Source organism: Ruminococcus albus AD2013 (assembly GCF_000526775.1).
GTDB classification, from domain to species: domain Bacteria; phylum Bacillota; class Clostridia; order Oscillospirales; family Ruminococcaceae; genus Hominimerdicola; species Hominimerdicola alba_A.
The window spans coordinates 1,527,637-1,540,179 of sequence record NZ_JAGS01000001.1 but is presented as its reverse complement, the minus strand read 5'-3'; the positions used below and the strand labels follow the sequence as shown (position 1 = coordinate 1,540,179).

The window sequence follows — 12,543 nt, the reverse complement described above, 5'->3', positions numbered from 1 at the left end:
CTAAGGATGATGGGCTTCTATGAGCCATAATTTTTAGTTTGGAAGGAGGTAAGTTCTGATGAGAGAAGGTATTCACCCTAACTATGTCGAGACTACAATTACTTGTGCTTGCGGCAACGTTATAAAGACCAGATCCACCAAGGAGAACATCAAGGTCGAGATCTGCTCCAAGTGCCACCCTTTCTTCACTGGTAAGCAGAAGCTGGTTGACAGCGGCGGACGTGTTGACAGATTCAAGAAGAGATTCAATCTCGGCTAATTATCAAGAAGCTAAAGAGCGGAAATTTTCCGCTCTTTTTTGTATATAGAAGGAGTCTCCGCAGATACAAGTGGGAAAACTATATCGAAAGAGGACAGTGTATGAACTACAAAACGGTCTACGGTTGTGCCCAAGGCACTTATACCGAGAAAAAAAGCGATTTTATAGGGCAGATAGCTCCCGTTAAAACAGCCGAACAGGCTATCGCTTTTATCGAGAAGATAAAGGCTGAGAACCGCAAGGCAAGGCATAATGTTTATGCCTATGTTGTGCGCGAGGGCAATGTTTCACGTTATTCCGATGACGGCGAACCCCAGGGAACAGGCGGGGTGCCCGTGCTTGATGTGATAAACAAGGCGGGTCTGACCGATGTGTGCGTTGTTGTAACAAGGTATTTCGGAGGAATACTGCTGGGCGCCAACGGCTTGGTAAGGGCGTATTCTCAGGCTTGTTCGCTTGCGATTTCCGAAGCTGATATCCTGAATATGTACGAATGCTCGATGATCTCATTCTCCTGCGACTACAACCTCTACGGCAAGATAAAGTATATCCTGCCCGATCATGAAGTTATCACTCAGCGTGAAGACTTCGCCGATACCGTCGATATGGAGCTCCTTGTAAAGACCGAGCTTTGCGACGCATTTCTGAAAAAGCTGACAGACATTTCAAACGGTCAGCTGAAATATGAGATACAAGAGGGACTGTGGGCGGATTTCTCCGTAAATAACCGTTGATTTGTATATTTTGTTTGAGATTTGCATTTTAAATTTGTGATATCCTACAAATCGATTTGAATGCTTCAAAAAAATAAAGGTATTTTTTGAGTAAATGAAGTATATTCTAGTAAACGGCGAAAACAGGCGGAGGTGATGATATGCTGCCCAGAGAACAGTGGGAACAGTTTGAACATAGTATCCTTTGTGAAAAAGCCGCTTTCTCGGATAATTCCGCTGGAAGAGAAAGGAAAGAGGAAAAATGCCCCCTGCGTTCGGAATACAGGCGCGACAGGGACAGGATACTCCACTGCAATTCTTTCAGAAGGCTGAAACACAAAACACAGGTGTTCTTGTCTCCTGCGGGAGATCATTACCGTACCCGCCTTACACATACACTTGAAGTCAGCCAGATAGCAGGCACCATAGCCCGCGCACTCAGGCTGAACGAGGATCTGACCGAAGCCATCGCGCTGGGTCACGACCTTGGGCATACACCTTTCGGTCATGCGGGTGAGCGTATGCTGAACGAACTCAGCCCCTACGGATTTCATCATTACGAGCAAAGCCTGCGCGTGGTGGATAAGCTGGAAAAGGAGGGCAGGGGACTTAACCTTACCCATGAGGTCAGGGACGGAATACTTAAACATACCAACGCCGTCGCAAAGACCTATGAAGGCTACGTCGTTCGCTTTGCCGATGTTATAGCCTATATAAACCACGATATCGACGATTCCATCAGGGCGGGGATACTAAGAGAGGATGATATCCCCTCAAAGATAACTTCGGTTCTCGGTCATTCAAAATCCTCGCGTATCACAACACTCGTAAGTTCGCTGATAGAATGTGGACTTAACGGCGAAGCGGGTGACGAGGATTCGCTGAAAATGACACCCGAGGTGGAAACTGCATATAAAGCGCTGCACAAGTTCATGTTCGACAGCGTGTATACAAATCCTGTCTGCAAATCAGAAGAACGCAAGGCGCAGGATATGATAGCATATCTATACAAATATTATACCGACCATCTTGAAAGACTGCCCGCAATGTATATGAATCTTGCATATCATTACGGAATAGATATGGCGGTCTGCGATTATATATCGGGTATGACCGATGTTTTCGCAGTAGAAACTTTCAAGGAGCTTTTCATCCCCGCGGCATGGATGATAAAGTAAAGCAGATATTCAGCCGCATAGGAGAGGGGGACGCATTTTTTGGATCAGGAATTTCTTGAAAAGCTGAAATATGAGAACCCCATCAACGAGGTAATGCGTGAGAACGGCGTTGAGCTGAAAACATCGGGGCGGGGATATATGTGCAAATGCCCCTTTCACGATGACAGCACAGCTTCATGCAGCGTTGTTCCCTCACAGGGGTTTTTCCACTGCTTCGGCTGTGGTGTCAGCGGAGATGTGGTGACCTTTGTAAGAAAGTACAGAAGTCTCAGTTTCATGGACGCTGTCAATTATCTGGCACAGCGTGCGGGAATGACAGTCCCCACATGGCAGGGCAATGACGATAAAAGCTACAAGCGCAGGATGCGCATATACGAAATGAACAAGTGCGCCGCAAGATTTTTCCGTGACCAGCTGAAAACTCAGGACGGTCTCAGGTGCCTGAATTACCTCGTGCATACCCGTAAGCTTTCAGCTGATGTTATAAAAAAGTACGGTATGGGCTTCGCTCCTAAAAGCTTCACTGCACTGAAGTCCTATATGCTGGGCTGTGGTTACAGCGAGGACGAACTTGTCTCCGCATCACTTCTGGGTCGTTCGCAGACATCGGGCAGAACTTACGATTTCTTCATGGACAGAGCGATGTTCCCATTTATCGATGTCAGCGGAAATATAGTCGGATTCGGCGGAAGAACTCTTGGGGAAGATAAACGTAAGTACCTCAACACGGGCGATACCACTTCCGAAGAATTCCGCAGGACTAATGACGAAAAAAAGCTGGACGGCTATTCAAAGGCGAGGTTCGTATTTTCCCTCAATTACGCCAAAGACGTTTCGGTAAAAAGCCGTGAACTTCTTTTGTGCGAGGGCAATCTCGATGTGATATCCCTTTACCAGCACGGATTCACCAATGCGGTGGCATCCTGCGGTACAGCCCTTACCCCCGAACAGGTAAAGGTAATGAAGAATTACGCCGACAGAGTAGTCATATGCTACGATGCCGACGATCCGGGACAGAAGGCAGCACTGCGTGCAGTTGGTATGCTGCGAAGCGGAGGTCTCGGCAGCAGCGTTATCCACATGGAGGGTGCAAAAGACCCAGATGAATATATAAACAAGTTTGGTGAAGACCATTTCAGGTATCTGGTAAATAATGCCGCTGACGGCTTTGATTTTGAACTCGGATACTATTCCCGCGGACTTGATCTTGAAAAGCGGGACGATAAGATACGTTTCCTGAAAATGGCTTATACGTCAATAGCCGGCGAACCCGACAGCACAGCAAGGGATACTATGGAACGTCAGCTGGCTGAACAGTATAACGTTTCTTTCGATGTCGTGAGAGCGGCAGTCGATGATATAATGATGCGCGAGATGGATTCCCAAAGGCGTGCAAAACAGCGCGAAGAAGTCAGACAGACTATCGTTGCCGATGAAGAAGTCGCGGCTAACAAAGCGGTCTACTGCGAGCGTGGACTGATATACTATATCTGCACCAACGCCGATGCTGCACAGGAGATAGGTCAGCGTATCTCCCCCGATGAATTCACCGATGACCTTAACAGGAAGATACTTCTCGATATCTCGGGCAGGATAGCCCTTGGCGATATCATTTCGGTAGATGTGGTCTGTGAATCGCTTTCGGAAGAAGAAGCCGAAAGGCTGAAACGTTCCTTTGCGAAGTATAAGACCCTCAATGTTGACAGAGGTGTGGCGGAACAGTATATTGACTCCATAAAGGAGTATAATAAGAAAAACGCACCAAAGCAGGACGATGGTCTGACTGAAAAGGACTATTTGAAAATGATGGAGGAACTGCGCAGAAAAAAATGCTGACGCGGTATAAAATATATGTCACCTAAATTAAGGAGAGTTGAACATGACTGACAAGAGCAAGATAATGGAAAACCTGATGGAACACGGCAAGCAGACAGGCAAGCTGACCACCAAGGAGATAACCGACGCACTGGAAAAGCTGAACTTCGATGTTGAGCAGATGGATAATTTCTATGACACCTGCAATAGCCTTAACATCGAGATCATCGACGATGTTGTTGTTGATGATACACTGGATTTCGTCAACCCTGATGACGAACTGGATCAGGACGACGTTGATATCGCCCTTTCCACTGATGGTATAGCCATCGACGACCCCGTTAAGATCTATCTCAAGGAGATAGGAAGAGTGCCACTGCTGACCTCCGAGGAGGAGATACAGCTGGCTGAGATGATGTCCGGCGACAACGACAGGGAAGCTGTAAAGGCGAGAAAGCGTCTGGCAGAAGCTAACCTGCGTCTGGTAGTATCCATCGCCAAGAGATACGTGGGCAGAGGTATGTCCTTCCTCGACCTTATCCAGGAAGGCAACATGGGTCTTATCAAGGCAGTTGAAAAGTTCGACTACAAGAAAGGCTTCAAGTTCTCCACATATGCTACATGGTGGATAAGACAGGCTATCACAAGGGCTATTGCCGATCAGGCAAGAACTATCCGTATCCCCGTGCATATGGTAGAGACCATCACCAAGGTAAAGAAAGTTTCTTCTCAGCTTCTCCATAAGAACGGTCACGATCCGTCACCCGAGGAAATCGCAGAGGAACTGGATATGAGCGTTGAAAGAGTTCGTGAGATAATGAGAATAGCTCAGGATCCCGTATCCCTTGAAACTCCTATCGGTGAGGAGGAAGATTCCCACCTCGGCGACTTTATCCCCGATGATGACGCTCCCGCTCCCGCAGAGGCTGCTTCTCTGGTACTTCTGAAAGAGCAGATAGATCAGGTGCTCTCCACTCTTACCGAACGTGAAGAAAAGGTGCTCAGACTGAGATTCGGTCTCCAGGACGGCAGATCCAGAACATTGGAAGAAGTTGGTCAGGAATTCAAGGTAACCAGAGAGCGTATCCGTCAGATCGAAGCTAAGGCACTGCGTAAGCTCCGTCATCCCAACAGAAGCAACAAGGTCAGGGATTATCTTGACTAAGGGAGGGCGAGATGTACATAACTCTCGAAACTGATTACGCAGTCAGGATAACGTCCCTGCTGTGCAGATCAGAAAGCAGGCTCGACGCTAAGACTATTTCCGAACAGACCTGCGTTACCCTCAGATTTTCCCTGAAAATACTGCGTAAACTGGTGTCTGCAGGGATAGTCAAGTCCTTCAAAGGTACACAGGGCGGATATGTCATCGCTATGGATCCGAAGGATATCACGCTGAAAATGGTGATAGAGGCTATCGAGGGTAAATACTGCTTTTCAAGATGCCTTCAGCCCGATTCGGACTGTAACAGAGGTGCATCCGGCAAATGTCCATTTCAGGATGCTTTTGCCGAGATAACAGATGTAGTATCCGAAAAGCTTGAAAGTCATAATTTTGCCGAGCTTAACAGCAAGTATGAGGTTTCTGATGGAAAATAGACCTGATAAAGATAAGCCCAAGAGCAGCTTTCGTCTCAGCGATGAGGCGAGAGCTGAAATTGACAGGGAATATATGGATGCTCCTGCGGATTATTCAAATTATATCCGTCCCCGCACAGTCGTGCCAAATAATATTTTCAATAACTCAAATCAGTACCATAATAACATTGACTATAATAACGTTGACGAGTACAATGATTATCCTGATGAGTACGAAGATGCTTCGGATGAATACGGCGGATTTCAAGACGGATACGATGATATGCATGACGAATATGAAGCTATCCCCGATGATATCGCCGATGAGTTTGATAACTATGAAGATATCCCCGATGGATTCGGCGATTTTTCCGAAGCGGAAATAACTGAGGACGAGGAGGAAGCACCTCCCAAAAAGAAGAAAAAGCACTGGCTCAGAAGACTGATAATAAGCGTTATAGTGCTCTGTTTTACGGTCATGGCAGTTGATATCGGAATTCTGTTTTTTACGGGACACCTATGGTTCAACGAACCCCGAAAGCGTGACTACCCTATAAGAGGACCCGTTATCACCGAAAAGGCGGGTGAAGTCCAGTGGAAGCGCTTTGCGCAGCAAAATATCCAGATATGCTATATCCGTGCCACCAAGGGCATTTCTTATGAAGATAAGCTTTTCGAGAAGAATAAAGAAGGTTCGGGACAGACCGGTCTGCCCACGGGTATGATCCACATTTTCGATCCCATGCTTGACGGTGAAGAACAGGCAGAACATTTCATTGAAGTCTGCGGCGGCATGGGCGGACGATTGCGTCCTGCTGTGGATTGCGATCTTAGTTTTTTCTATTCGATACTGCCCTCAGACAGTAAAAAGATCGCCGAAAGACTTCGCGCTTATGCCGACAGGATAGAGGAGGAGTACGGCTGTACCCCGATCATTAAGTGCGACAGCGGTTTCTATGAAGATATAGCAAGTGCAGAACTTTTTGATGATTGCCCTATATGGTACGTCAGCGAATATCATAAGCTGCCCAAGGACGTCCGTGCTGACCTGTGGGGATACAGCAGCCGCGTAAAATTCAGCTTCTATGAGAATCATAATTTCCTCGAAATGGTGGTGCTGAATGGCGGCGAAGATGATTACTACAAACTGCTCATTGATGATGCATCGGACGAAACCGAATAGGAAAGTTAAAATGTTCAGCCTTGTCGGACAGCTCAGCCGATGCCGTTATACAGCCTGATAAATAATATAAGCCCCGCGGATCCATTCGGAAACGCGGGGCTTTTCATATAAAAGCGTGGGAAGTATAATGCTGTAAATGTGTGATTTACTCAGCTACGAAAATAACAAAGCAGTTATCGGGGAGAGAATAGCATATTTCTGCAACCTGTCCGGAGCTGAATCTCTTGCTGGGGATCCGCTTGATGATAGAAGTATCTCCGAGATAGCTTACCCACTGCTCAGCCTTTTCAACAGTGCCGCCCTTAAATGTGTTCAGCAGATAGTTGTTCATACTTTCCTTGTATTCGTAAGAGCCTTCGTAACCGAGCTTGGTTACATAGAACTGCTCTGAATGATACATTTTATCGTCATTGTCATATATGAAAACATCTTCGCCGCACAAACCGATATTACCTGCGAAATCGTTCAGTTCAAGCTTGAGCATGACTTTTTCACCAACGCTGCAAAGCTCGGGGAATTCTATTTCGTCCTGCTTTGATGCATAGTACCAGCCGTTGTCGTCATCGTCGGTTATCTTTCTGCCGAGAGGTACCATTACTTCCAGCTCTCCTGTAGAAGGATTATACTGAGGTACCTGTGACAGTTTGTCCATGAGGTCTGCACCCTTGAACCACTGACCGTCAAATTTTACCGTGCATTTGTATTCAAGTGTGCTTATATCCTCAAGCTCATTATTGTTGAACTCGCTTATCGGTCTTGCGTCAAATTTTGAAAGAACACCGTACAGTTCTCTTGAAGTTACAGTCGCACCGCAGATGATCGTAGCATCATCTATCTCACGCTCGAATTCAACGGATACATAATTATCATCGTCGAGCTGATAATTACGATCATTATACATGGTTTCGTCATTGCCTGCCTGTGCGTGCTGACCTCTGTCGTTTTCGTCGTTCAGTTCGTTTTCGGGTTTGCTGTTGTTATTGTTCTTAGTATTGCCCGAGGTATTCTCCTTTGCCTCGGTTTTGTTGTCATTATTCTCCTTGACCTCGGCTGTGCTGCTGTCTTTTTTCTCCTTTACATCGACTCTGCTTATCTCTTCTTTTTTCTCATCATCCTTCACGGTATCATCGTTCTTCTCGTTCTCTGATGTCTCTGAAGCTGAATCTTCATCAGCTGTCACAACGATATCCTTGAGGCTCTCAGGTCTTGAAGAAACGTTGCTGCTGTTTGCAGCTTTCATGGAATTCAGTGCGAATACGCCGCTTCCCATAACAACTACTGCGCAGGCAGCAGCTATGATACCCTTGCTGTTTCTGATCTTTGCACCGTTGTTTGTCATTCTGTTATTAGTCATGATGTTTCTCTCCTCATTCTCAATGTTTTCGATATTACTTTTTTCTCCGATAGTTATTGTTCGGGAACGTTCGCTGCTGTTATTTTCCGCCGCAAGTACGTTCTCGAGTATTCTCTTTTTGGTGTCCTTATAATACTTTTCCGCTACGTCGGAATAACGCATGGCCATCGTCCTCCTTTACTGATTTTTTTAGTTTTTTCAACATTCGGTACATTTTCGTCTTTACCGTGGATTCTTCCATGCTGAGGGCAGATGCGGTTTCTTTTAAAGTCAGCCCCTGCCCGAAGTGAAGCATGAAAATGTTGAACGTTGTGATGTCTTCCTTTTTTAGTTCTCCCATCACCTCTTCATAAGTGGTGCATTCTGTTTGTTCCAGCTCTTCCAGAGCATCATTATCAGGTATATCGAAATGTTCATCGATACTTTCAACCGTGATCCTGCTCCGTCTTTCTGCTGCTGCACTGTAGTGGTCAGCCATATTGTTTTTGGCTATACGCAGAAGATAGTGCTTAGGATTGAGTATCGTACAGCCTTCCAGCATTTTTCTGTAAAATGTAAGGTATACATTTTGTATCATATCCTCAGCATTCTCGCGCGTGTCCGCCTTAGATACGATGTATCGGTATATGTAGTCATAAGTGTCATCGTAGATCTTCTGGAACTTAGCTGTAACATCTTTTTTGCTCAAAGCCAACACCTCCTTCCGCAAGGGATTTTCTTGCCCTTTCGCCTTAATAGACCGCTGTGTTCTGAAAAAAGTTTCACCTTTTCAAAAAAAATTTTTCTGTTCGCGGGAACTGTATCAGCGAGGGTTTTTGTCCCTTTCGCCACAATAGACCGCTCTGTCCTGAAAAAAGTTTCACCTTTTCAAAAAAATTTTTCTGTCCGCGGGAACTGTATCAGCGAGGGTTTTTGTCCCTTTCGCCACAATAGACCGCTCTGTCCTGAAAAAAGTTTCACCTTTTCAAAAAAATTTTTCTGTCCGCGGGAACTGTATCAGCGAGGGCTTTTGTCCCTTTCGCCACAATAGACCGCTCTGTCACGAAAAAAGTTTCACCTTTTCAAAAAAATTTTTTCTGTTCGCGGAAACTGTATCAGCGAGGTTTTTTTTTCCTTTCGCCACAATAGACCGCTGTGTTCTGAAAAAAAGTTTCACCTTTTCAAAAAAAATTTTTCTGTCTGCAAAAGCCTATAAAACCGGGGCTTTTTGTAATATCGAAAAAATAGGATAATTTGAGAATATAGAAAGTATAGCGCGATGCGAAGTTAAAATCAAGCGGGAAAAATAAGATTTCTTTAAACGAATGATTTAAAATGTCAGCAAATGGAAACAGAGTGAACATCCTTATGCAGACTATCGAATTAAAAAGAGACTACGCTCTGCTTTGCAACAAAAAAACGCACCGCGGCAAACGGTGCGTATATATGTAATAGAACTATGTATGATGGTTTCTGTATCTGAGCGGTGTCGTCCCGAATATTTTCTTGAAGCTCCTGATGAAATTCTCACTGCTGCTGTAACCGCATTTTTTTGATATCTCTTCCACGCTCATGCGGCTCTCTTTAAGTAGTGAAGCCGCCATTTCCATGGTCATTTTCTGTATATCCTCCCTCGGCGATACCCCGAAGTGATTTTTGTAAAGCACGCTGAAATGACTGCGCGTCATGTAGAAAGCTTCTGCCATACGCTCCACCGACCATTCTCCCGGGGCTGAACTTACCTCTGACCGTATCTGACGCAAACGCTGTACAGTCAGATTATCCCGCTTTGCTTTCGGGCTTATATCCACACGTACAAGACACAGTTCGTCTATCGCACACCGCAGGGCATCGGCCATCTCGCGGCTGTGATCTATCATAACATCAGTCAGCCACCATGTTATGCGTGATATGCTCTCAACGAACTTCTGGCTTGGTTCAGCGTAGAATACCTTATATATCGGCAGTCCGCTTTTTTCAAGAAGTCCCTCGTCATCGTATGTGAATTTAACGTAGTCGTTTGTGAACCCGCCTTCCAATGACTTGTAATCCACAGGTCTGTCAGGCGGGAATATCAAACAGGCGTGAGGCTTGGTGATGATGCTCTCTCCGTTCAGCAGAAGTTCCACAGGGTCATGAAAATGCACCAGCATATAACATGGCTCACCGGGTATATTTATATGGAAGCTTTCATGCTCCGTGCGGTCATTGAAAGCTCCCCATATCTTAATGCTCATATATCTCTGCCACTCAAAATGTGATTAAATATACTTACATCGAGATGTTGTAAGTTCTCGCGAACATTACTTACTGCTTCACAATGTATGCTTTTGATTGACCGAAATCATATCTACTCACAAGTTCTTGTACACTCCACAGTCGTTAATTCCCGAAATAGCCTTCGGTACATACTTACGTTTGCGTTTAATTATGCAACTTCGTAAGTCATGGCATCTTTCAAATTAAGGGCAGCATTGAGATCTCTGTCTTCGACATAACCACAACTGCATCTATAGATTCTATCTGAAAGCCTTAAATCTTTCTTGATGCATCCGCAACAGTGGCAAATTTTAGATGATGGATACCATCTGTCTACAACTCTTAATTCTATACCATTTTCGTTGCATTTGACCTGAAGTTTCGCTCTGAATTCATAAAACTTCTGTGCCGCAACCGTTTTTGAAAGATGCCTGTTCTTCATCATTCCTTTTACATTCAAATCCTCAATCGTTATATAAGATGGCTTGGTTTTTACTATCTCAGCGATTGTCTTATTGATGTAGTCAGTACGGATATTATCTATCCTATGATAAAGTTTCTGTACTTTGAGCTTTTGTTTTTGTATATTTTTTTGAGTGGACTCTCCTTTCTTTAAATTTTCATATTTGCGAGAAAGACATCTTTGCTCTCTTCGTAATTGTTTTTCAAGTTTCTTAACTTTGCCAGACTTGTTGATATTCTTGAATGTTTTACCATTAGAAATAATCGCTAAATCCTTTAATCCTAAATCAATACCGATACCTTCGCTGCTGTTTTTGGTGATTTTGTTGTCAGGTATTTCTACAAGTGCAGATACATAATATCTTCCTGCTTTTTTAGAAACTGTACCGCTTTTGATTTTCCAACCATCTTTAGTTGTTGGTATATAACCCTTTTCTTTAAGTTTTACCCAACCAAGAGTAGGGATATTTATTCTATGTCTTTCACAAGCACAATCTTTTGGATTATTCTTTACAAAATACATTTTCACATCAGATTTATCCTTTTTCTTATAGTTGGGATAACCGCTTTGATGCTTAAAAAATTTTGTAAAAGCAGCACATCCATCTTCAATAGATTTCTTTACAGATTTAGAACTTACTTCCTTAATCCACAGTTTATCTGGATTATTTGGAAGATATTCGTTATTTAGCCAGACGCTAAAACTCTTTCCACTCATGAACTTTTCGCCTTTATCGTAAAGTTCTTTGTTATGAGTAAGATAAAAGTTATAAACGTATCTGCAAGTTCCAATAGTCTTATTGATTTTAGCTTTCTGTTCCAATGTTGGACTAATTTCCGTCTTGAAGCTCTTTAGCAATTTCCTCATCCCCTTCTATTTGTTTCTTATACTTACGAAGTCCGTACAACCTGCAAGAAAATACATGAAGAATTGAAACAATGTCCTGCACGAGTTCTTCTTGTGGCGATAATTCTTCATTGTTTACCACCACAATAGTTGTATTAAACTTCATGCAGAATTTTTCAAACCAGTCATAGCCAAACCTGATAAATCTATCTTTATGTGTGACTATGATAGTTTTGATTTTTTGTTCCATCACCTCATCTAATAGTTCATTCCACTTTTTACGGTTATAATTTAAACCACTTCCATAATCTTCAATACATTGGTCTACACTAATGCCTTTAGCATTACAGAACTGTCGTAAAAAGGATACTTGATTTTGTAAGTCATCTTTTTGATTTCTCGTAGACACTCTGGCATAAATAACGATCTGACGATTATCGTTTTCTGTATTTATACCTTTAAACTGAAGATATTGGTCGTAAGTGTAATAACGCCTGTCAGTTGGGGTTCGGTTTGCTTTTAATATGCCTTCTCTGTCCCATCGTTGAAGTGTTTTTACTGAAACACCTAACAATTCGGCAAAATCTTTTGGTTTGTAATTTGCGATATTTGATGTATTCATAATAATATACTCCTTTGAGTATATTTTAACACATTTAATCACATTTGTCAACTCATTTGATTACTTAACAACCGCTCCTTGATGGTCAGGTCGTTAACTGTTATAAAGTAAGTATACCATACAAAATGACTATTTTCAAGCCTTAATACGTGAAAATACACTGAAAAATCAGACGATTGCCGAGAAAATGGGAACAAACTGAATATATCACCATTTTATTTCCATTTTCAAAAACGTTTTCGCAGCTGGTTTTAATGATCTGAACCGCCAAAAACATTCAAAAAGTCAGAAATG

12 protein-coding genes are annotated in these 12,543 nt (G+C 43.5%); 7 read left to right on the top strand and 5 right to left on the bottom strand.

Translation table 11 applies throughout. The annotated features are described in order from the left end of the window. The first annotated feature begins 58 nt into the window (after positions 1–58). The 7 genes from rpmE to N773_RS0106785 all read left to right on the top strand — a co-directional run bounded on the left by rpmE (position 59) and on the right by N773_RS0106785 (position 6,726). Positions 59–259 (top strand): 50S ribosomal protein L31, encoded by a 201-nt coding sequence (gene rpmE / locus N773_RS0106815; protein ID WP_013498176.1) that lies wholly within the window; start codon positions 59–61, stop codon positions 257–259. Positions 260–360: 101 nt separating this feature from the next. Continuing rightward, the gene (locus tag N773_RS0106810; RefSeq protein WP_024857088.1) at positions 361–993 is read left to right on the top strand and encodes a YigZ family protein; all 633 of its coding nucleotides are present in this window, start codon (positions 361–363) and stop codon (positions 991–993) included. Between the two features lie 140 nt (positions 994–1,133). Beyond that, positions 1,134–2,150 carry a deoxyguanosinetriphosphate triphosphohydrolase gene (locus N773_RS0106805; protein WP_024857087.1) on the top strand — a complete coding sequence of 339 codons (1,017 nt, stop codon included), beginning with the start codon at positions 1,134–1,136 and terminating at the stop codon, positions 2,148–2,150. 39 nt (positions 2,151–2,189) lie between these two features. After that, entirely contained in the window at positions 2,190–3,986 is a 1,797-nt protein-coding gene (gene dnaG, locus N773_RS0106800; RefSeq protein WP_024857086.1) for a DNA primase, read from the top strand. Between the two features lie 43 nt (positions 3,987–4,029). Next, the gene (gene rpoD, locus N773_RS0106795; protein ID WP_013498180.1) at positions 4,030–5,130 is read left to right on the top strand and encodes an RNA polymerase sigma factor RpoD; all 1,101 of its coding nucleotides are present in this window, start codon (positions 4,030–4,032) and stop codon (positions 5,128–5,130) included. 11 nt (positions 5,131–5,141) lie between these two features. Beyond that, positions 5,142–5,564 (top strand): RrF2 family transcriptional regulator, encoded by a 423-nt coding sequence (locus N773_RS0106790; RefSeq protein ID WP_024857085.1) that lies wholly within the window; start codon positions 5,142–5,144, stop codon positions 5,562–5,564. Next, complete coding sequence (locus N773_RS0106785) at positions 5,554–6,726, top strand: glycoside hydrolase family 25 protein (protein ID WP_024857084.1); 1,173 nt, start codon at positions 5,554–5,556, stop codon at positions 6,724–6,726. The genes N773_RS0106790 and N773_RS0106785 overlap by 11 nt, the downstream gene beginning before the upstream one ends. A gap of 145 nt (positions 6,727–6,871) precedes the next feature. On the opposite strand, the gene N773_RS0106780 is transcribed toward N773_RS0106785, so the two are convergent. From N773_RS0106780 to N773_RS0106760, 5 genes are all read right to left on the bottom strand, one after another. Continuing rightward, the gene (locus tag N773_RS0106780) at positions 6,872–8,242 is read right to left on the bottom strand and encodes a hypothetical protein (protein ID WP_024857083.1); all 1,371 of its coding nucleotides are present in this window, start codon (positions 8,240–8,242) and stop codon (positions 6,872–6,874) included. Continuing rightward, entirely contained in the window at positions 8,208–8,777 is a 570-nt protein-coding gene (locus N773_RS0106775) for an RNA polymerase sigma factor (RefSeq protein WP_242840429.1), read from the bottom strand. Before N773_RS0106775 ends, N773_RS0106780 begins: the two co-directional genes overlap by 35 nt. A gap of 739 nt (positions 8,778–9,516) precedes the next feature. After that, positions 9,517–10,296, bottom strand: a complete 780-nt coding sequence (locus tag N773_RS21125; RefSeq protein WP_024857081.1) for a helix-turn-helix transcriptional regulator — start codon at positions 10,294–10,296, stop codon at positions 9,517–9,519. A 191-nt stretch (positions 10,297–10,487) separates the two neighbouring features. Then, entirely contained in the window at positions 10,488–11,639 is a 1,152-nt protein-coding gene (locus tag N773_RS0106765) for an RNA-guided endonuclease InsQ/TnpB family protein (protein ID WP_347495405.1), read from the bottom strand. Beyond that, positions 11,611–12,234: an IS607 family transposase gene (locus N773_RS0106760; RefSeq protein WP_024857080.1), complete on the bottom strand. Its 624-nt coding sequence runs from the start codon at positions 12,232–12,234 to the stop codon at positions 11,611–11,613. Before N773_RS0106760 ends, N773_RS0106765 begins: the two co-directional genes overlap by 29 nt. Positions 12,235–12,543: the final 309 nt, after the last annotated feature.

What these genes read in the sequence shown, in the direction of transcription:
- rpmE (WP_013498176.1), top strand. Translation starts at nt 59, where the DNA reads ATGAGAGAAGGTATTCACCCTAACTATGTCGAGACTACAATTACTTGT.
- N773_RS0106810 (WP_024857088.1), top strand. Translation starts at nt 361, where the DNA reads ATGAACTACAAAACGGTCTACGGTTGTGCCCAAGGCACTTATACCGAG.
- N773_RS0106805 (WP_024857087.1), top strand. Translation starts at nt 1,134, where the DNA reads ATGCTGCCCAGAGAACAGTGGGAACAGTTTGAACATAGTATCCTTTGT.
- rpoD (WP_013498180.1), top strand. Translation starts at nt 4,030, where the DNA reads ATGACTGACAAGAGCAAGATAATGGAAAACCTGATGGAACACGGCAAG.
- N773_RS0106790 (WP_024857085.1), top strand. Translation starts at nt 5,142, where the DNA reads ATGTACATAACTCTCGAAACTGATTACGCAGTCAGGATAACGTCCCTG.
- N773_RS0106785 (WP_024857084.1), top strand. Translation starts at nt 5,554, where the DNA reads ATGGAAAATAGACCTGATAAAGATAAGCCCAAGAGCAGCTTTCGTCTC.
- N773_RS0106780 (WP_024857083.1), bottom strand. Translation starts at nt 8,242, where the DNA reads ATGCGTTATTCCGACGTAGCGGAAAAGTATTATAAGGACACCAAAAAG.
- N773_RS21125 (WP_024857081.1), bottom strand. Translation starts at nt 10,296, where the DNA reads ATGAGCATTAAGATATGGGGAGCTTTCAATGACCGCACGGAGCATGAA.